This is a genomic window from Agromyces aerolatus, assembly GCF_031432255.1.
GTDB lineage: Bacteria > Actinomycetota > Actinomycetes > Actinomycetales > Microbacteriaceae > Agromyces.
Genome location: NZ_JAVKGQ010000018.1, coordinates 48402 through 67866 on the forward strand (window position 1 = coordinate 48402; position 19465 = coordinate 67866).

Here is a 19465-nt window from a genome sequence, read left to right on the forward strand (position 1 = left end):
GTCACACGATCGCCATGTTTATGAAATCTGACATGTGCTATGTTACTGCAAACCCAAGGGCGGACCCCTCGGGTTGTCCCGCCCGGAACCCGCCCGGGCGGCGACGCGATTCTCGGCACCAAGGATGACTCCAAGGATGACTCTATGACTCGAAAGAAGCTCTTCCCCGCCCTCCCCCTGGCGGCGGCCTCAGCCATCGCACTGGTCCTCGCCGGATGTTCCAGCAGCGACGGAACCCCCGCCGGTGAGACCGGCGACGCGCAGACGGGCGGCACGCTCAAGGTCCTCGCCAACGGCGACGCGGACCACATCGACCCCCAGCTCGTCGCCTACGTGCCGTCGAACAGCGTCGTGCGCGCCATCTCGCGTTCGATCCTCAGCTACGAGGCGTCGAACGACGAGACCGAGCGGTCCGAACTCGTCGGCGACCTCGCAGCAGAGGTCCCCGAGGCGACCGACGACGGGCTGACCTACACGATCACGCTGCGAGACGGCGTGACCTGGGATGCCCCGGACGGCGCGCGCCCGATCGTCTCGGGTGACGTCGAACGCGGCATCAAGCGCATCTGCAACCCGTACACGAGCGCCGCGCTCGGCGGGTACTTCACCGGCCTGATCGAGGGCATGGCGGAGTTCTGCGACGGATTCGCCTCGGTCGCCCCCGAGGCCGAGCCGATGAAGGAATACATCGAGAACACCGACATCACCGGCATCGAGACGCCCGACGACCAGACCGTGGTCTTCAAGCTGACCGAGCCCGCGTCGGACTTCACCTCGATGCTCAGCCTGCCGACCGCGAACCCGGCTCCGGTCGAGGTGCTCGACTACATCCCCGACTCGCCGGAGTACAAGAACAACTTCGTCGCCTCGGGCCCGTACACGGTGGCCGAGCACACGCCCGACGTCAAGCTGACGCTCGAGCGGAACGAGTCGTGGGACCCCGAGAGCGACCCGCTCCGCGCCGCCTACGTCGACAGCATCGAGATGACCATGGGCGTCGAGGAGGACGCCGCGATGCAGCAGCTCCAGGCGGGCTCGGCCGACATGCTGTTCGACCTCCAGCCCGGGCCGGCGAACATCCAGCAGCTGACCAGCGTGAACGACGAGAAGTTCTCCACCCTGGAGAACGGCGGCGTCGACCAGTTCATGTGGATCAACACCAAGACGAGCAACAACGGCGGCGCGCTGCAGCAGCCCGAGGTGCGCGAGGCGCTGCAGTACGCGATCGACAAGACCGCGGTCGTCCAGGTGATGGGCGGCGATGACATCGCCGAGGTCACGAACGGCATCTTCGGCCCCGGCATCAACGGGTACGAGGAGTACGCGCCCTACGGCGACGGCAGCGGCAAGGCCGACCCCGAGAAGGCCAAGGAACTGCTCGCGCAGGCCGGTGCCGAGAACCTCACGCTCAAGTTCCCGTACCGCAACCTCGGCACCCAGCCCGACATCGCGCAGACCGTCCAGGCGAGCCTCGAGGAGGTCGGCATCACCGTCGAGCTCTTCCCGGTCCCGCCGACCGACTACTACGCGAACTTCATGACGAACCACGAGAACGCCGTCAACGGCGAGTGGGACATCGCGCTAGTCGGCTGGTCGCCCGACTGGGTGGGCGGCGCCGCGCGCAGCGTCTTCCAGCCGCAGTTCACGTTCGACGGAACCCCGCAGTCGTACAACTACGTGGACTACAACAACGACGAGGCCAACGCGCTCGCCGCGCAGGCCCTGGCGGCGAGCTCGCCCGAGGAGGCCGGCGAGCTCTGGCACCAGGTCGACATGGCGGTCATGAAGGACTCGCCGATCGTCAGCATCGTCGCCAAGAAGAAGGCGAACTACCACTCCGACCGGGTCCAGGACTTCGAGGTCTACGCGCTCTCGCAGAACGGCGACTGGACCAACGTCTGGCTGAAGAATTGATCGGACGTTGAACGTGCTGCTGCGGTGTCGCGGTCCACGCGGCACCGCAGCGGCATGCACCGGAGAGGAAGGACCTCATGTCGATTCTTGAGGTGAACGATCTCGTCGTCGACATCCCGACCGAGGCGGGCGACGTGCACGCGGTCAAGGGTGTCTCGTTCGAGGTCGAAGAGGGCGAGTTCTTCGGGATCGTCGGGGAGTCCGGCTCGGGCAAGTCGGTCCTCGTGCAGTCCGTGATGGGACTCATCCCGCAGGCGCGCACCGGCGGGAGCGTGCGATTCCAGGGCGAGGACCTGCTCCGGCTCAGCCCGGACCAGCTGCGCCGGAAGCGCGGCAAAGACATCAGCATGATCTTCCAGGACCCGCTGTCCAGCCTGCATCCGCAGTACACCGTCGGCTGGCAGATCGTCGAGCAGATCCGCGCGCACGAGAAGGTGTCGAAACAGGCCGCGAAGGCCCGCGCGATCGAGTTGCTCGAGAAGGTGCACATCCCCGACGCCGCATCCCGGTTCGACGCGTACCCGCACCAGTTCTCGGGCGGCATGCGCCAGCGCGTCATGATCGCCATGAGCCTCTCGCTCGGTTCCGCGCTGATCATCGCCGATGAGCCCACGACCGCGCTCGACTCGACGGTGCAGGCGCAGATCCTGCACCTGCTCGGCGAGATGCGGCAGGACTTCGGGGCGACCGTGCTCATGATCAGCCACGACCTCGGCGTGATGTCGAGCGTCGCGGACCGGGTCATGGTCATGCACCGCGGGGAGCAGGTCGAGATCGGTGAGAGCGCCGAGGTCTTCGAACGCCCCCAGGACCCCTACACCATCTCGCTCATCGAGTCCTCGTCCTTCACGCAGAGCGAGCGCGGCGCCGCGCTCGGCCGCGCCGAGGACGAGGCTCCCGAGACCATCGCCGAGGTGACCGGGGTCAACCTCTCCTTCACTCAGCGCGGCGGGCGCGAGCGCAAGGTGCTCGACGACATCGACCTGCAGGTCCGCCGGGGCGAGACGCTCGGTCTCGTGGGCGAGAGCGGCTGCGGCAAGACCACCCTCGCCCGCACGATCGCGGGCCTCGTCCAGCCGTCGTCCGGAACCGTGCGCTTCGAGGGGCGGGACCTGTCGCAGATCAAGGGCGCCGAGTGGCGTCGCCTCAGGCAGCGTGTGCAGGTCGTCTTCCAGGACCCGTTCTCGTCGCTGAACCCGAAGCGCCGGATCGGCTCGATCATCGGCGACCCGCTCAGGATCCACGGGGTCGGCAAGCCGCGCGAGCGGCAGCGCCGCGTGCAGGAGCTCATCGAGCTGGTCGGACTGGACCCGGATCACTACAACCGCTTCCCCTCGCAGTTCTCGGGCGGACAGCGTCAGCGCATCGGCATCGCGCGCGCCATCGCGCTGAACCCGGACCTGGTGATCCTCGACGAACCGGTCTCTGCCCTCGACGTCACCGTGCAGGCGCAGGTGCTCAGGCTGCTCGACGATCTGCAGCGCGAGCTCGGCCTCACCTACCTGTTCATCTCGCACGACCTCTCCGTCGTGAAGCACATGTGCGATCGCATCGCCGTCATGGAGGGTGGCAAGATCATCGAGCTCGAGGACAGCGAGACGATCTACCGCTCGCCCCGGGAGCCGTTCACCAAGAAGCTCCTCGCGGCCGCGTTCCTCGAGACGCAGGAGGTGTCGTCGTGAGCATCTTCTCGAAGGAGACCCGTTCGCTGATGGTGCCGTCGCGCGGTGCGGCGGATGCCGCGGCATCCGCCAAGAACTCGTGGCAGCTCACCTTCCGGCGCCTGCGGCGCGACCCGGGCAGCATCGCCTCGGCCATCGGCATCCTGCTCATCGTGCTCTTCGCGCTCGGTGCGCCGCTGATCGCCCAGTGGACGGGGCACGGCCCGACGCAGCAGTTCCGTGAGACGGGCCTGTCGCCCTCCGGCATGCCGGTCGCGCCGAACGCCGAGTTCCTGCTCGGCACCGATCAGCTCGGCCGCGACCTGCTGGTGCGGCTGGCCTACGGCGCGCAGGTCTCCCTGCTCGTGGGCGTCGTGGCCTCGCTCGCGGCATCGGTCATCGGCATCATCGTCGGCATGACCGCGGGCTTCTTCGGCGGCGTCGTGGACATGATCCTCAGCCGGGTCATCGATCTCGTGATGAGCGTGCCGTTCCTGCTCGTCGCGATCGCGACGGTGTCGGTGCTCGGTCCGAGCCTGCAGTTGTCGATCGCGGTCATCGTGTTCTTCAGCTGGGCGGGGCTCGCACGCGTGATCCGAGGACAGGTGCTCGCGCTCCGCGAGCGCGAGTTCATCGAGGCCGCGCGCTCGCTCGGCGAGTCGCGGGTGTCCATGATGTTCCGCGACGTCCTGCCGAACCTCGTGGTGCCGATCGTCGTCTACACGACGCTCATGATCCCCGCCGCGATCGTGTTCGAGGCGACCCTGTCCTTCCTCGGGCTGGGCGTGGTCCCGCCCACACCCAGCTGGGGCAACATGCTGGCCGACGCCGCCAACGGGTCGATGTACATGGTCGCGCCCTGGATGGTGCTGGTCCCCGGGCTCGCACTGCTCGCCCTCACGCTCGCGTTCAACCTGCTCGGCGACGGACTGCGCGACGCGCTCGACCCCGCCTCGGCGAAGGGAGCCAAGTCATGATGCGGTTCATCCTGTCGCGGATCGGCTTCGGCGCGCTGGTGCTGTTCATGCTGAGCATCTTCATCTTCGTGCTGTTCTACGTGACGCCGTCGGATCCCGCCCGCATCATCGCGGGCGACAAGGCCACTGAGGCGCTCATGGACCAGATCCGCACGAACCTGGGCCTCGACAAGCCGATCTGGGAGCAGTACCTGATCTTCATCGGCAACCTGCTGCAGGGCGACCTCGGCTACTCGTACCGGTCGAGCCTGCCCGTCGCGGACCTCGTGCTCGCGCGCATCCCGGCGACGCTGTCGCTCGTGCTCGGCGCGGTCGTCGTGTGGCTCGCCATCGGCATCCCGATCGGCATCGCCTCGGCGAAGCGGCCGGGGAGCGTCCGGGACCGGCTCGGCCAGGGCTTCGCGCTCGTGGGCATCAGCTTCCCGACGTTCGTGCTCGGCATGCTCGCGCTGTACACGCTGTACTTCCTGCCGACGCGGTTCGGGTTCACGCTGTTCCCGCCGTCGGGCTATGTGCCGTTCACGCAGGACCCGCTGAGCTGGGCCTGGCACCTGGTGCTGCCGTGGGTGACGCTCGCGCTCGTCACGGCCGCCGTGTACGCCAGGCTGACGCGCGGGCAGATGCTCGACGTGCTGAGCCAGGACTACGTGCGCACCGCGCGCGCCAAGGGCCTGACCGAGCGGCGGGTGGTCTACGTGCACGCCTTCCGCAGCGCGATGCCGCCGCTCGTCACGCAGCTCGGCATCGACATCGGGCTGCTGCTGGGCGGCGTGATCGTGATCGAGCAGGTGTTCGGCCTGCAGGGCGTGGGTGCGCTCGCGGTCACGAGCGTGGCCATGCAGGACCGACCGGTCGTGATCGCGATCGTGCTGCTCGGCGGCCTGTTCGTCGTGCTGTCGAACCTCATCGTCGACATGTTCTACGCGCTGCTCGACTCGCGCGTCCGCACGCGAGCGGCCAGATAGCAGGAAGGCAGGAACACGCCATGAGCGACCCATCCGGCTACTTCATCGGAACCGACATCGTCGCGCGCGACGTCTGGACCACCGTCCCGCTCGACTGGGCGAACCCCGACGGCGAGACGATCGAGCTCTACGCGCGCGAGCTGGTCGCGGCCGAGCGCCGCCACGACGACCTGCCGCTGCTGCTGCATCTGCAGGGCGGTCCGGGCGGCAAAGGCGTGCGCCCGCTCGGCCGGTCGGACTGGCTCGACCGCGCCCTCGACCGCTTCCGCGTGATCGTGCCCGACCAGCGCGGCACCGGGCGCTCGACACCGCTCTCGGGCGACGACCTCGAGACCCGTCCGGCGGCCGAGTCCGCCCGCCGGCTCGCGCTGCACCGGGCCGACTCGATCGTGCGCGACTTCGAGGCGCTCCGCGCCCGGCACTACGCCGGGCGCCAGTGGTGGACCATCGGGCAGAGCTACGGCGGGTTCCTCACCCTGCACTACCTCTCGGTGGCGCCAGAGGCGATCGTCGGCTCGGCGGTCGCGGGCGGGCTCCCGTCGCTCGATCCCGATGCGGCCGAGGTGTACCGGCGGACCTTCCCGCGCGTGCTCGAGAAGAACCACCGGTTCCGGGAACGCGCGCCGCACCTGACCGAACGGATCGGACGCGTCGCCGAGCTCCTGGCGTCGCAGGACGTCCGGCTGCCGGACGGCGACCGGCTCACGGTCCGGCGACTCCAGACGCTCGGCCTGGACTTCGGCATGGGGCCGGGGTTCGAGCGCGTGCACTGGCTCTTCGACGAGGCCTTCGCCGACCGTGGCGAGACGCGACTGAGCGAGACGTTCCTCGCCTCGGTCGGGCTGGTCACCGGGTTCGCTTCGAACCCGCTGTTCATCGCCCTCCAGGAGAGCATCTACGGTCCGGGCCCGACGGCGTGGGCCGCCCAGCGCGAGCGCGAGCAGCACCCGGAGTTCGCCGAGTCGGCCCGCCCGCTCGCGTTCACCGGCGAGATGGTCTTCCCGTGGATGTTCGAGGAGATCCGCGCGCTCCGAGGGTTCCGGGCGGGCGTCGACGCGCTCGCGCAGGGGGAGTGGCCGATCGAGCTGTACGACCGGTCGCGGCTGGCCGCCAACGAGGTCCCGATCGAGGCCGTCGTCTATTTCGACGACATGTACGTCGACGCCGGGCTCTCGCTGGACACCGCGCGGCGGGTCGGCAACCTGAACGCCTGGGTGACGAACCAGCATGAGCACGACGGCATCCGCGAGGACGGGGTCGCCGAGCGGCTGTTCTCGGCGCTCGAGCGGCGACTCGGCGGGACGGTCCGCGAGCGCCCGCGCACGGGCGAGGGGAGGACGGCATGAACCTCGAACAGGGGCACGGGCACGGGCACGGGCATCGACCCGAGACCGGGTTGGACGCCGACGCCGGCGTGGTGCGCGCACTGGACTGGGAGGGAGGCATCCCGAACGTCCGCGCGGGCGGGCTGGACCCGCGGATGCCGCAGCTGTCCGACGCGCCCGGCTTCGTCGACTGGATGCGGACGGGCTGGGGTGACGCCGATCGTACGCCGCGGCTCGAGCCGGGCGCCGCGGATGCAGCCCGGCGGCATCGGCTCCGGCTCTCGGAGGCGCTCGCCGGCGAGACGCTCATCGTGGCCGCGGGTCGAGCCCAGCTGCGCGTGAGCGACAACTTCTTCGAGTTCCGGGCCGACAGCGACTTCCTGTGGCTGACGGGATATCCGGTCGAGGACGGGGTGCTCGTGCTCACTCCCATGCCGGGCGGACATGACGCGTGCCTGTATCTGACCCCGCCCGCCCGGCCGGGCGACCCGGCGTTCCACGGCAGCGCCGCGCACGGCGAGCTGTGGGTCGGTCCGCTCGCGGGTGCGCGGGAGCTCGAGGACGCGCTCGGGATCCGGGTGCGGCCGCTGGCCGAGCTCGATGCGCCCGAAGGTGCGTTGATCGCCGGGCATCCGGTGGTCGCCGCGGGTGCGGGGGCGAAGCTCGCGGGGCGAGCCCGTTCGGCCGTGCTCGCGCGCGTGCTCGCCGAGCTGCGCATGCGCAAGGACGACTGGGAGCTCGCCGAGCTGCGCGCCGCGGTACAGCACACGATCGACGGCTTCGCCGCGGTGCGGCGCGAGATCCCGCAGGCGATCGCGGCCGGCGGTGAACGATGGCTGCAGGGCACGTTCGACCGGCATGCGCGGACGGTCGGCCAGGCTCCGGGGTACGCGACGATCGTCGGCTCGGGAGCGAACGCCCCGGTCCTGCACTGGGTGCGCGCCGACGGCGCGATCGATCCGGAAGCGCTGCTGCTGCTCGACATGGGCGTCGAGAACCGGAGCGGGTACACCGCGGACGTGACCCGCACCATCCCCGCCGGCGGACGTTTCTCGCCCGCGCAGCGCGAGGTGCACGACCTGGTCGAGCGCGCGCATCGTGCGGGCCTCGCCGCGGTCGCGCCGGGGCGTGACTGGATCGACTTCCATGTCGCGTGCATGGAGGTCGTCGCCCAGGGGCTCTCGGACTGGGGGCTCCTGCCGGTCTCGGTCGACGAGGCGATGGCGCCGTCGGGACAGCAGCACCGCCGCTACCTCGTGTGCGGGGTCGGCCATCACCTCGGCCTCGACGTGCACGACTGCGGCGCCTCGAGCTTCGCGTCGTACATCGGCGGCACGCTCGAGCCCGGCATGGCCCTCACGGTCGAGCCGGGGCTCTACTTCCACGCGTGGGACGAGACCGTCCCGCCCGAGCTGCGCGGCATCGGCGTGCGGATCGAGGACGACCTGGTCGTCACGCCGGACGGACACGAGGTGGTCAGCTCCGGCCTGCCGATCGACGCGGCCGGACTCGAACGGTGGATGGACGCAACCGCCACATGAACCATGCCATGTGCAATGTCACACGGTAGTATGATGAGCAGAAGCTTCGACAGTGAGACGAGCTTTGACAACGAAAGGAACCAGATGGCTGAGAAGGCACCGTGGCACGGAGTGATCGTCGCCTCCGCGCTGCCGTTCAAGGAGGATCTCTCCGTCGACTACGACCGCTTCGCGGAGCACGTTCGCTTCCTCGCTGACAACGGGTGCGACGGCATCGCCCCCAACGGCTCGCTCGGCGAGTACCAGAACCTCAACGAGCGCGAGCGCGCGCAGGTCATCACGACCGCGGTCGAGGCCGCACCCGAGGGGTTCTCGGTCATGGCCGGCGTCGGCGCCTACGGCGCGCTGGACTCGCTGCGCTGGGCGGAGCAGGCGGCCGAGGCGGGCGCCGACTGCGTCCTGCTGCTGCCCCCGAACACGTACCGCGCGAACCGCGAGCAGGTCAAGCACCACTACGCGACCGTCGCGAAGGCCGGCCTCCCGATCGTCGGCTACAACAACCCCATCGACACCAAGGTCGACCTCGTGCCCGACCTCATCGCCGAGATCCACGAGGCCGGCCACATGGTCGGCGTCAAGGAGTTCACGGGCGACCCCCGCAGGATCTACGAGATCCAGGAGCTCGCGCCCACGATCGACATCCTGATCGGCACCGACGACAGCGTGCTCGAGGTGGGCATCGCGGGCGCCGTCGGCTGGGTGGCCGGGTATCCGAACGCCATCCCGCAGGCGACCGTCGAGCTCTACCGGCTCGCGACGTCGGGCGACGTGCGCGACCTCGAGCGCGCCAAGGTGATCTTCCGCGACCTGCACAAGCTGCTCCGCTGGGACACCAAGACCGAGTTCGTCGAGTCCATCAAGCTCTCGATGGACGTGCTGGGGCTCTACGGCGGACCGTGCCGTCCGCCGCGCCTCCCGCTCGCCAAGGACGTCGCCGACCGCATCATCGCGGACACCGAGGCGGCGGCGGCGAAGGGGTACGGCAAGTAGGCACCGTGGACCTCCCCTACTTCGACGCGGACGAGATCCGCGGGGTGCTCACGTTCGAGCGCGCGATCGACGCCATCGATCGCGCGCTCCGGAGCGGCGTCGATCCCGAGGACGACGCGCCCCGGCTGTTCAGCCCGGCGCCGAACGGGGAGTTCCTGATCATGCCGGCGACGGGTGCGGCGTACTCGGGCGTCAAGGCGCTGACCGTGGCGCCCGGCAACCCCGAGCGCGGACTGGAGAAGATCCAGGGCGTCTACGTGCTCGTGTCCTCCGACACGCTCGCGCCCGTCGCGGTCATGGACGGCTCGGTGCTCACCGCGATCCGCACGCCCGCGACGACGCTCTGCGCGGTGCGGGCGATCGCGGCCGCGGCGCCTCGGCCGATGCCCGCCGCGCCGCGCGTGCTCGTCTACGGCGCGGGCACGCAGGCGCACGGCATGATCGCCGCCGCGGCCGGCGTGTTCGGGCCGGCGGTCTTCGGGGTCGTCGGTCGCACCCCGGAGCGCGTCGACGCGCTGCGGCGCGGGTTCGAGGGCACGATCGAGGTGTCCGACCGGACCGGCGATCGCGCAGGGGCCGTCGCCGAGGCGGACGTGATCATCTGCGCCACGACCTCGGACGCGCCGCTCTTCGACGGCGCGCTCGTGAAGGACGACGCGATCGTGGCCGCGGTCGGCACGCACGGGCTCGATCGGCGCGAGCTCGACGACGGCCTCGTCCGCCGTGCCGACCTCGTCGTCGAGGGACGGCGATCCGCGCGGGCCGAGAACGGCAACCTCGCGACCGCGCTGACCGCCGAGGACTGGCGCGATCGACCGCCCGCGAACCTCCGCGACGCGGTGCGCGGCGCGTTCACGCGGCGGCCCGGCCGGCCCGCCGTCTACACGGGCGTGGGCATGTCGTGGGAGGACCTCGTGTGTGCGAGCGTCGTGTTCGACGAGCGCGGCGGGCGAGCGGATGCCTCGTGAGCGGCCTCGGCACCGCTCGCGTGAGCGAGGGCTTTCCGATACCTTCAGATCACAGTGCTATGCCGTATAGTACTGACTCCGTTCGAGCATCGGCCACGCACATGTCACTTCCCTCCGGGGTCAGCCCTCTCCAGCCGACCATGAGCCTCCGCGAGCGCGTCGAGATGGCGCTCGAGGCGGCGATCTGCTCGGGTGAGATGCCTCCGGGCGAGCTGTTCTCGGCACCGGGGCTCGCGGCGCGCTTCAACGTGTCGGCGACGCCCGTGCGCGAGGCCATGCTGAACCTCGAGAAGCGCGGGTTCGTCGAAGCGGTCCGCAACAAGGGCTTCCGCGTGACGACCGTGCGCGACGAAGACCTGGAGAACATCGTCGCGGTGCGCCGCCTGCTCGAGCCGCCCGTCATGCGCTGGCTCGTCGGGGCGATCCCGCCCGAGGCGTTCGCCGAGTTGCGTGCCATGGCCGGGACCATCGTCGACGGTGCGGCACAGGGCGACCTGACCACCTACCTCGAGGCGGATCGTGCCTTCCACGCGGCGCTGACCTCGTTCACGGGCAATGCGCGGCTCACGAGTCTCGTCTCCGATCTGCGGCAGGAGACCCGGCTCCCGGGTCTCGCCGGCCTCCTCGCGACCGAGGAGCTCACGAAGTCCGCGGCCGAGCACGACGAGATCCTCGATCTGCTCGAAGCCGGGGACGGGGCCGGGGCTGAGGCGCTCATGCACCGGCACATCGGTCACATCATCGGCTGGTGGGCGGGTCGCTCCGAGGCCTGAGGCCCCCACCCCCGGGTCGCGGTTCGAGCGAGCGCGACCCGTCGCATGACGATCGGGATCGGTCGTCCGAGTGGTCGGTCGGAATCACCGGGCCACCACCGGGCCCCCGGCTTTCCTTGCCGACCAAGGTGTGACATATTACAGAGACGAGCTTTCGACGTGCGAGAGGAGGTCCTGCCATGAGCTTCGATGCGATCGTGATCGGCGCCGGCATCGTCGGCGCGGCGAGCGCCAGGGCACTCGCGCGCAAGGGCCTGCGCACCCTCGTGCTCGATCGCGCGGGCGCCGCGTCAGGCACGAGCGGGCAGGGCGAGGGCAACCTCCTCGTCTCCGACAAGGGGCCGGGCCCCGAGCTCGAGCTCGCCCAGCGCGCGGCCGCGCTCTGGCCCGACCTGGTCGCCGAGCTCGCCGACGAGCTCGGCCCCGGCTTCCCGGCCATCGAGTACGAGCCCAAAGGTGGTCTTGTGATCGCGACGACCGAGCAGGGCGCGCAGCCGCTGCTCGAGTTCGCGGCGACGCAGCGCGCCGCGGGCGTCGACGCCCGGCCGCTTCCCGCCGACCGCGCGCTCGAGCTCGAGCCCAACGTCACGCGCGACCTCACGGCGGCCGTGTTCTACCCCGGCGACGCCCAGGTGCAGCCGGTCGTCGCGACCGAGGCCCTGCTCGCCTCCGCCCGCAAGGCCGGTGCCGTCGTGCGTCCCGGCGTCGAGGTCACGGGCCGGGTGGTCGACGCGCGAGGGCGACTCGTCGGAGTCCGGACCACGCGCGGCGAGTTCACCGCTCCCCGGGTCATCGTTGCCGCCGGACCATGGAGTGGCGAGGCATCCGCTCGCCTCGGCGTCCCGCTCCCCGTCCGGCCGCGACGCGGCATGGTGCTCGTCACCACGCGGATGCCGCACCGCGTCTTCCGGAAGGTCTACGACGGTGACTACTTCGGCGCCACCCAGTCCAGCGACGCGGCCCTGCAGACCTCGAGCGTCGTCGAGTCCACCGCGGCCGGCACCGTGCTGATCGGCTCGAGCCGCGAGCAGATCGGATTCGACGACCGGTTCCGCGTGGACGTCGTGCGCGGCATCGCCGCGAAGGCGCTCCGGCTCTTCCCGTTCCTCGCGGGCGCGAGCATCATGCGGACGTACGGGGGATTCCGCCCGTTCATGCCCGACCACCTTCCCGTCATCGGGCCCGACCACCGGCTCGGGGGGCTGTGGCACGCCACGGGCCACGAGGGCGCGGGCATCGGGCTGTCACTGTCCACCGCCGAGCTGCTCGCCGCGCAGATCACCGGGCAGCGCGCGCCGCTGGACCCGGCCCCGTTCGCGGTCTCGCGCGCGAGCCTCGCCCCGTACCTCGAGGAGGCTGCCGCGTGAGTGCCCGGATGCTTCCGCCGGCGAACGATCCCGTCCGGCCCGGCGCGACGAACGAGCTGACCATCGTCGTCGACGGCGAGCCGCTGACCGGGCTCGCCGGCCAGACCATCGCGGGCGTCGCGCTCGCGAACGGCCGGCTCGAGTGGCGGCGCACCTCGGCGCAGGAGCGACCGCGCGGGCTGTTCTGCGGCATCGGGGTCTGCTTCGACTGCATCGTGACCGTCAACGGCAGCCGGGACGTCCGCGCGTGCCAGCGGCGCGCCGCCGACGGAGACGTCATCACCACCCAGCACGACGAGCTGCCGGAGGCGCACCATGGCTGACGTCCTCGTGATCGGTGCCGGCCCGGCCGGCCTCGCCGCCGCGACGGCGGCCCGTGCGCGGGGTGCGAACGTCACGCTCCTCGACGCGTCGGACGAGCTCGGGGGACAGTACTGGCGCCATCTTCCCGCCGCGCGGCCCGCGGCCCGCGAGCGACTGCTCCATCACGGCTGGGAGCACTTCACCCGCATGCGTGACGCGCTCGTCGCCGACGCCGGCTGCACGCTGATCACCGAGGCGCAGGTCTGGGCGATCGAACCGGCCGGTGACGGCCCGCAGCCGTCCGCGCCCACCGTGCACGCGCTGATCGGCCCGGCCGACGCCCCCGAGCGCGAGCCGATGGTCTTCCGGCCCGACGCGCTCGTCCTCGCGACCGGCGCACACGATCGCACCCTGCCGTTCCCCGGATGGGATCTGCCCGGCGTGTTCACGGCCGGGGCGGCCCAGGCGCTCGCGAAGGGCGAACGGGTCGCGGTCGGCGAGCGGGTCGTCGTCGCCGGGGCCGGCCCGTTCCTGCTGCCCGTCGCGCAGTCGCTCTCGGCGACCGGCGCACGCGTCGTCGGGGTCTACGAGGCGAACCGCATGAGCCGGCTCGCCGCCGGATGGCTGCCCAAGCCGTGGCGCCTCCTCGGGGCCGCGCGCAAGGGCGGCGAGCTCGCCGGCTACGCCGCGCACCACCTCCGCCGAGGCATCCCGTACCGGCTCGGAAAAGCCGTGATCGCCGCGCACGGCCGCGACCGGGTCGAGGCCGTGACCGTCGCGACGCTCGATCGCGACTGGCGGCCCGTGGCCGGCACCGAACGTCGCATCGCGGTCGACGCGGTGTGCATCAGCCACGGGTTCACGCCGCGGCTCGAGCTGCCGATCGCGGCCGGGTGCGCGATCACGTCCGACCGGTTCGTCGTGATCGGCGCCGACCAGCAGACCAGCATCGCGAACGTCTACGCCGCCGGCGAGATCACGGGGATCGGCGGGGTGGACGCGGCATCCGCCGAGGGCACCATCGCCGGGCACGTCGCCGCGGGCGGCGCGACGAACGACGCCGCCATCGCGCGCGCCGTGCGCGACCGCGCGACGTTCACCGACTTCGCCACCCGCATCGAAGCCGCCCACGGCATCCGGCCCGGATGGACGGCGTGGCTCGAGGACGACACCCTCGTGTGCCGGTGCGAGGAGGTGCCGTACGGGCGATTGCGCCAGACGGCCGAGCAGACCTGCGCGACCGGATTGCGCTCGCTGAAGCTCACGACGCGCGCCTCGCTCGGGATCTGTCAGGGCCGGATCTGCGGTCGCACGGTCGAGCAGCTCCTGGGCGGCAGCTTCAGCGACGCGTCGACGGGCGCCTCGACCGATCGCCGACCGATCGCCGCACCCGTCCGCCTCGCCGAGCTCGCCGCGAGCGCCGCGCCCGCCGCACCCGCACCGACCGAAGGGAACGAGAACTGATGCGTTCGAGCCGAATGATCACCGCGGTCGACTCGCACACCGAGGGCATGCCCACCCGGGTCGTCACCGGCGGTGTCGGGGTCATCCCCGGCGACACCATGAACGACAAGCGACTCCACTTCATGGCACACCTCGACGACCTGCGCCTGTTCCTCATGAACGAACCGCGCGGGCACGCCGCGATGAGCGGCGCGATCCTGCAGCCGCCGACCCGCCCCGACTGCGACTGGGGCGTCGTCTACATCGAGGTGTCGGGCTGCCTCCCGATGTGCGGCCACGGCACGATCGGCGTCGCGACCGTGCTGGTCGAGACCGGCATGGTCGAGGTCGTCGAACCGGTCACCGAGATCCGGCTCGACACGCCCGCCGGGCTCGTCATCGCGCGCGTCCAGGTCAGCGACGGCCACGCCGACGCGGTCACGATCGAGAACGTCCCGAGCTACGTGGAGTCGCTCGACACGGCCGTCGAGGTGCCCGGACTCGGCCGGGTGCCGTACTCGATGGCGTTCGGCGGGAACTTCTACGCCATGGTCGACCTCGACGATATCGGGCTTCCGTTCGACCGGGCCGCGCAGCAGCAGATCCTCGGTGCGGGCCTCGCGATCATGGATGCCATCAACGAGCAGGCGCCGCCGAAGCATCCGACCATCGCCGGACTCGACCACTGTCACCATGTCGAGTTCATCGCACCCGGATCCGACGCGGTGCTGTCGCGGCACGCGATGGCGATCCATCCGGGCTGGTTCGACCGTTCGCCCTGCGGCACCGGCACCTCGGCGAGGATGGCCGAGCTGTGGGCGCGTGGCGAGCTCGCGCTCGACACCGACTTCGTGAACGAGTCGTTCATCGGCAGCCGGTTCGTCGGCCGGCTGATCGCCGAGACCGAGGTCGCGGGCCGACCCGCGGTCATCCCCACGATCACCGGCCGGGCCTGGGTCACCGGCACGGCCCAGTACCTGCTCGACCCGAGCGACCCGTTCCCCACCGGATTCCAGTTCTAGGAGGTCCCATGTCCACCACCGCAACGGCCACACCGGACATCGAGGCGATCGCCGCCCGGGCGGCGGCCGCCGCCGGCCCGTACGCCGCGACCTCGCCGGTCGAGCGTGCCCGGGCGCTCGTCGCCGTCGCCGACGCGCTGACGGCGAACGCCGACGAGCTCGTCGGCATCGCCCAGCGCGAGACCGGCCTCACCGAGGCGCGGCTCCGGGGCGAGCTGAAGCGCACGGCCGTGCAGCTGCGGCTGTTCGCCGACACGATCGTCGACGGCACCTACCTCGACGTCAGGATCGACCCCGCCGACCAGGAGTTCGCACTCGGGCCGCGGCCCGACGTGCGCCGCTACCACGTGCCCGTCGGCCCGATCGTGAACTTCGCCGCGTCGAACTTCCCGTTCGCGTTCTCGGTCGCCGGCGGCGACACGGCCGCGGCGCTCGCCGCGGGATGCCCGGTCGTCCTGAAGGCGCACTCCGGGCACCCCGAGCTGTCGCGGCGCACCGCCGAGGTCGTCGCGGACGCGCTCAGCGACGCCGGCATGCCCGACGGCGTGTTCCAGCTCATCGCCGGTCAGGAGGCCGGGGTCGCGATGCTGAAGGACCCCAGGATCCGCGCCGGCTCGTTCACCGGCTCGATCCCCGCGGGTCGCCGGCTCGCCGACATCGCCGCGGCGCGGCCCGCCCCGATCCCGTTCTTCGGCGAGCTCGGCAGCGTGAACCCGGTGTTCGTGACGGCGGCCGCGATCGAGGAGCGCCGTGACGAGATCGCGGCGGGATACGTCACGAGCGTGTCGGGCTCGGCCGGGCAGCTCTGCACCAAGCCCGGCTTCCTGTTCGTCCCCGAGGGGCACGGGCTCGACCAGGCCATCGTCGACGCCGCCGCACCCGTCGGCGAGCACCGGCTGCTGAACCCGCGCATCGCCGAGGGGTACGGTGAGCGCCGCTCCGAGGTGCTCGCCGCGGCCGGCGTGCGCACCGTCGTCGAGGGCGCGGTCCGCGTCGACGACGACGGTCAGGGCTGGGTCACGCCCACGATCGTCGCGGTCGGCCTCGCCGACCTCGTCGCGGGCCGGGACGTCCTGCTCGAGGAGTGCTTCGGGCCGTTCTCGATCATCGTCGAGTACCCCGAGGACGCGGATCTCGCCGCGATCGTGCCGAGCCTGTTCCAGGGCAACCTGACGGCGACCGTGCACGCGGGGCACGGCGAGGCCGACGACCGGCTGCGTGCGCTCGTCGCGGTGCTCGCGGGGATCGCCGGCCGCGTGCTGTTCGGTGGCTGGCCGACCGGCGTCGCGGTGACCCCGGCGATGCAGCACGGCGGGCCGTGGCCCGCGACCACGAACGACTCCTCGACGTCGGTGGGCACCGCGGCGATCTCGCGCTTCCTCCGGCCCGTCGCCTACCAGGGCGCCGCCGACGAGCTGCTGCCGGTCCCGCTGCAGGGCGGGAACCCGTGGGGCGTGCCGCAGCGGGTCTCGCCGGCCGGCGAGTCCACGCGTTGGGGCGAGCGGGTCGCGCCGGCCGGCGCGACCGCATAGGGGGCGGATGCCTCGTGGAGGCCGTGAATCGTGAGGACGAGCCGATGGCCCGCGCCGAGCGTGAGGCCCGGCCCGGGCCGGCGGCGCCGGTTGTGCCCGCCGCGCCCACGACCGACGCCATCGTGGTGCTGGGCTACAACTGACGCGTCGTGACGTGCTCGCGCGGCTGATTCCGTTGGTCGAGGAGTGCTGATGCGGCGGCGGCGACGCGTGTCGAGACCCGCGTGCGGTGGACTCGATGCGCTCGCCGGGGCTCGATACGCTCGCCGGGGCTCGCTACTCGACCAACGAAGTGTCAGCGTCCCCGGTTCTGGCGGCGGACGGGACGCGGCGGGCGGCCGCCGAGAAAGGATGCCCCGGGGTCGACGAGGAACGTCCCGCGCAGCGCCTCGCGGCCGACGAGCATGCGGAAGCCCATCTCGTCGCGGTTGGTGAGCGTGACCTCGGCCGCCACGCGGCGGTCGTGCAGCACGAGCTCGAGCTCGACGACGATGCGTTCGGTGACGTGACCCGACGAGCTGCGCACCTCCCGGCGGTCGTGCACGCGCGTCTCGACGACGACGGCGTCCTCGTCGGAGTCCTGCCACGGGCGGACCCCGAAGCGCACCCATTCGGCGCCGTCGCGCTCCAACTCCTCGACGTCGAACGCGTGCAGCGCGCTCGTGCGTGCGCCGGTGTCGAGCTTGACCTTGATCCAGGGCACCCCGATCGCCGGCAGACTCGCCCACTCGCGCCAGCCGGCGATGGTTGAATGGGTGGGCTCGCTCACTCGACCCATCTTGGCAGGACCTGAACCGTGAAACTGGCGATCCTCTCGCGTGCCCCGCAGGCGTACTCCACGCAGCGGCTTCGCGCGGCCGCCGTGCAGCGCGGCCACAACGTGAAGGTGCTGAACACGCTGCGCTTCGCGATCGATCTCGCGGGCGACGAACCCGACCTGCAGTACCGCGGCCGTCCGCTGTCCGACTATGACGCGATCCTGCCCCGCATCGGGAACTCGATCACGTACTTCGGCACCGCGGTCGTGCGCCAGTTCGAGCAGATGGACGTGTACACGCCGAACACCGCGAACGGCATCACGAACGCGCGCGACAAACTGCGCGCGAACCAGATCCTCTCGCGGCACAATATCGCCCTGCCGCCGACCACGTTCGTGCGCAATCGTGCCGACCTGCGGCAGGCGATCGAGCGCGTCGGCGGCGCGCCCGTGGTGATCAAGCTGCTCGAGGGCACGCAGGGCATCGGCGTCATCCTCGCCCCGCAGGTCAAGGTCGCCGAGGCCATCATCGAGACGCTGCACTCGACGAAGCAGAACGTGCTGATCCAGAAGTTCATCGCGGAGAGCCGCGGGCGGGACATCCGTGCCCTGGTCGTGGGTGACCGGGTCGTCGCCGCGATGCGGCGCGTCGCAAGCGGCGACGAGTTCCGGTCGAACGTGCACCGCGGCGGTTCGGTGGAGCGGGTCGAGCTCACGCCCGAGTACGAACAGGCGGCGGTGCGGTCGGCGCAGATCATGGGGCTCAAGGTCGCGGGTGTCGACATGCTCGAGGGCAACGAGGGACCGCTCGTCATGGAGGTGAACTCCTCGCCCGGGTTGCAGGGCATCGAGACGGCGACGAACCTCGACGTCGCGGGCGCGATCATCGACTACATCGCGAACCAGGTCGCGTTCCCCGAGATCGATGTGCGGCAGCGGCTCACGGTGTCGACCGGGTACGGGGTCGCCGAGCTGCTTGTGCACGGCGACGCCGACCTCGTCGGGAAGACGCTCGGGGAGTCGGGCCTGTGGGAGCGGGACATCACGGTGCTCACGCTGCATCGCGGCGCGAACGTCATCCCGAACCCGCGCAAGAACGTCGTCCTCGAGGGTGAGGACCGGCTGCTCTGCTTCGGCAAGCTCGAAGAGATGCGGTCCATGATCCCGGAGCGCCGCCGACGCCGCGCCAAGGTGCGCAAGCTCCCGAAGGAGCCAATCCCCGCCCCCGCCGACTGACCCGGCCACGGCCGGCAGGCTCGTCGGCACGGGGAGGTGAGCCGGACGCCCGCTGCCGAGCGCGAGCCGGACGCCGGCTGCCGAGCACGAGCCGCGACTGCGTCGGCCGTAAGCGTGCCGGTCGCCGGAATAGTTCGGGAAGAGCACCACTCGGGAGCGGGCATGCGTCGGGATCAGGCCTCGCTCGCACCCGCGTCAGTTGTTGCCGGGCCCGTGCAAGGTCTGGGTCTGGGTCTGAGTTGGGTCGGGTCGGCAAGAACCGACCGGATCACGGGTTTTGGGAGAGCGTCAGTTGGGGTTGGCCCGGGCCTGCTCTGAATCGGGTCGGGTGGGGCCGACTGGGTCGCGGGTTTGCGGAGAGTGTCAGGTGGGGGTGGGGCTGGTCGGGCCCGGGATCTGGTCTGGCAGGGCCTGGGTTGGGTTGGGGTCGGGATCGGGTCGGGTGGGGCCGACTGGGTCGCGGGTTTGCGGAGAGTGTCAGGCGGAGGTTGGGCTTGCCGGGATCGGGTCCGGTCCGGCCCGGGCTGGGCTCGGTTGGGTCGGGATCGGGTCGGGTGGGACCGACCGGATCACGGGTTGGGGAGAGCGTCAGTTGGGGTTGGGTTGGTCGGGCGCAGGCTGGTCTGGCCAGGGTCTTGAATCGGCCTGACTTTCGTTCCTATTCGGAGGCTTGTCCGGCGGGTGCCGGTTG

17 protein-coding genes are annotated in these 19465 nt (G+C 71.1%); 16 read left to right on the forward strand and 1 reads right to left on the reverse strand.

The window, feature by feature from the left end; translation table 11 throughout:
- Nucleotides 1–144 precede the first annotated feature (144 nt).
- The 15 genes from RH864_RS17080 (at nt 145) to RH864_RS17150 (ending at nt 16924) form a co-directional block, all read left to right on the forward strand.
- Nucleotides 145–1914, forward strand: coding sequence for an ABC transporter substrate-binding protein (locus RH864_RS17080; protein ID WP_310518780.1), 1770 nt, complete (start codon nt 145–147; stop codon nt 1912–1914).
- Nucleotides 1915–1991: 77 nt separating this feature from the next.
- Nucleotides 1992–3596, forward strand: coding sequence for an ABC transporter ATP-binding protein (locus tag RH864_RS17085; protein ID WP_310518781.1), 1605 nt, complete (start codon nt 1992–1994; stop codon nt 3594–3596).
- Complete coding sequence (locus RH864_RS17090) at nt 3593–4552, forward strand: ABC transporter permease (protein WP_310518782.1); 960 nt, start codon at nt 3593–3595, stop codon at nt 4550–4552. Before RH864_RS17085 ends, RH864_RS17090 begins: the two co-directional genes overlap by 4 nt.
- The gene (locus RH864_RS17095) at nt 4549–5517 is read left to right on the forward strand and encodes an ABC transporter permease (protein WP_310518783.1); all 969 of its coding nucleotides are present in this window, start codon (nt 4549–4551) and stop codon (nt 5515–5517) included. The genes RH864_RS17090 and RH864_RS17095 overlap by 4 nt, the downstream gene beginning before the upstream one ends.
- Before the next feature lie 20 nt (nt 5518–5537).
- A complete protein-coding gene (locus RH864_RS17100; RefSeq protein ID WP_310518784.1) occupies nt 5538–6863 on the forward strand; it encodes an alpha/beta fold hydrolase in 1326 nt (441 codons plus the stop codon).
- Nucleotides 6860–8383 (forward strand): aminopeptidase P family protein, encoded by a 1524-nt coding sequence (locus RH864_RS17105; protein ID WP_310518785.1) that lies wholly within the window; start codon nt 6860–6862, stop codon nt 8381–8383. The genes RH864_RS17100 and RH864_RS17105 overlap by 4 nt, the downstream gene beginning before the upstream one ends.
- 84 nt (nt 8384–8467) lie before the next feature.
- Entirely contained in the window at nt 8468–9373 is a 906-nt protein-coding gene (locus RH864_RS17110) for a dihydrodipicolinate synthase family protein (RefSeq protein WP_310518786.1), read from the forward strand.
- Between the two features lie 5 nt (nt 9374–9378).
- Nucleotides 9379–10341, forward strand: coding sequence for an ornithine cyclodeaminase family protein (locus RH864_RS17115; RefSeq protein WP_310518787.1), 963 nt, complete (start codon nt 9379–9381; stop codon nt 10339–10341).
- Nucleotides 10342–10442: 101 nt separating this feature from the next.
- Nucleotides 10443–11114, forward strand: a complete 672-nt coding sequence (locus RH864_RS17120; RefSeq protein ID WP_310518788.1) for a GntR family transcriptional regulator — start codon at nt 10443–10445, stop codon at nt 11112–11114.
- Between the two features lie 179 nt (nt 11115–11293).
- Complete coding sequence (locus tag RH864_RS17125; protein ID WP_310518789.1) at nt 11294–12481, forward strand: NAD(P)/FAD-dependent oxidoreductase; 1188 nt, start codon at nt 11294–11296, stop codon at nt 12479–12481.
- Nucleotides 12478–12804 carry a (2Fe-2S)-binding protein gene (locus RH864_RS17130; protein ID WP_310518790.1) on the forward strand — a complete coding sequence of 109 codons (327 nt, stop codon included), beginning with the start codon at nt 12478–12480 and terminating at the stop codon, nt 12802–12804. Before RH864_RS17125 ends, RH864_RS17130 begins: the two co-directional genes overlap by 4 nt.
- The gene (locus tag RH864_RS17135) at nt 12797–14248 is read left to right on the forward strand and encodes an FAD/NAD(P)-binding oxidoreductase (protein WP_310518791.1); all 1452 of its coding nucleotides are present in this window, start codon (nt 12797–12799) and stop codon (nt 14246–14248) included. Before RH864_RS17130 ends, RH864_RS17135 begins: the two co-directional genes overlap by 8 nt.
- Nucleotides 14248–15249, forward strand: coding sequence for a proline racemase family protein (locus RH864_RS17140; RefSeq protein WP_310518792.1), 1002 nt, complete (start codon nt 14248–14250; stop codon nt 15247–15249). Before RH864_RS17135 ends, RH864_RS17140 begins: the two co-directional genes overlap by 1 nt.
- Before the next feature lie 8 nt (nt 15250–15257).
- Complete coding sequence (locus RH864_RS17145) at nt 15258–16781, forward strand: aldehyde dehydrogenase (NADP(+)) (protein WP_310518793.1); 1524 nt, start codon at nt 15258–15260, stop codon at nt 16779–16781.
- Nucleotides 16782–16795: 14 nt separating this feature from the next.
- A complete protein-coding gene (locus tag RH864_RS17150) occupies nt 16796–16924 on the forward strand; it encodes a hypothetical protein (RefSeq protein WP_310518794.1) in 129 nt (42 codons plus the stop codon).
- 152 nt (nt 16925–17076) lie between these two features.
- Here RH864_RS17150 and RH864_RS17155 read toward each other — a convergent pair whose 3' ends face one another.
- On the reverse strand, nt 17077–17559 hold the full coding sequence (locus tag RH864_RS17155) for an ATP-dependent zinc protease family protein (protein WP_310518795.1): 483 nt from the start codon (nt 17557–17559) through the stop codon (nt 17077–17079).
- A gap of 18 nt (nt 17560–17577) precedes the next feature.
- Between RH864_RS17155 and RH864_RS17160 the strand changes: the two genes are divergently transcribed.
- On the forward strand, nt 17578–18774 hold the full coding sequence (locus tag RH864_RS17160; protein ID WP_310518796.1) for a RimK family alpha-L-glutamate ligase: 1197 nt from the start codon (nt 17578–17580) through the stop codon (nt 18772–18774).
- The last annotated feature ends 691 nt before the right edge of the window (nt 18775–19465 follow it).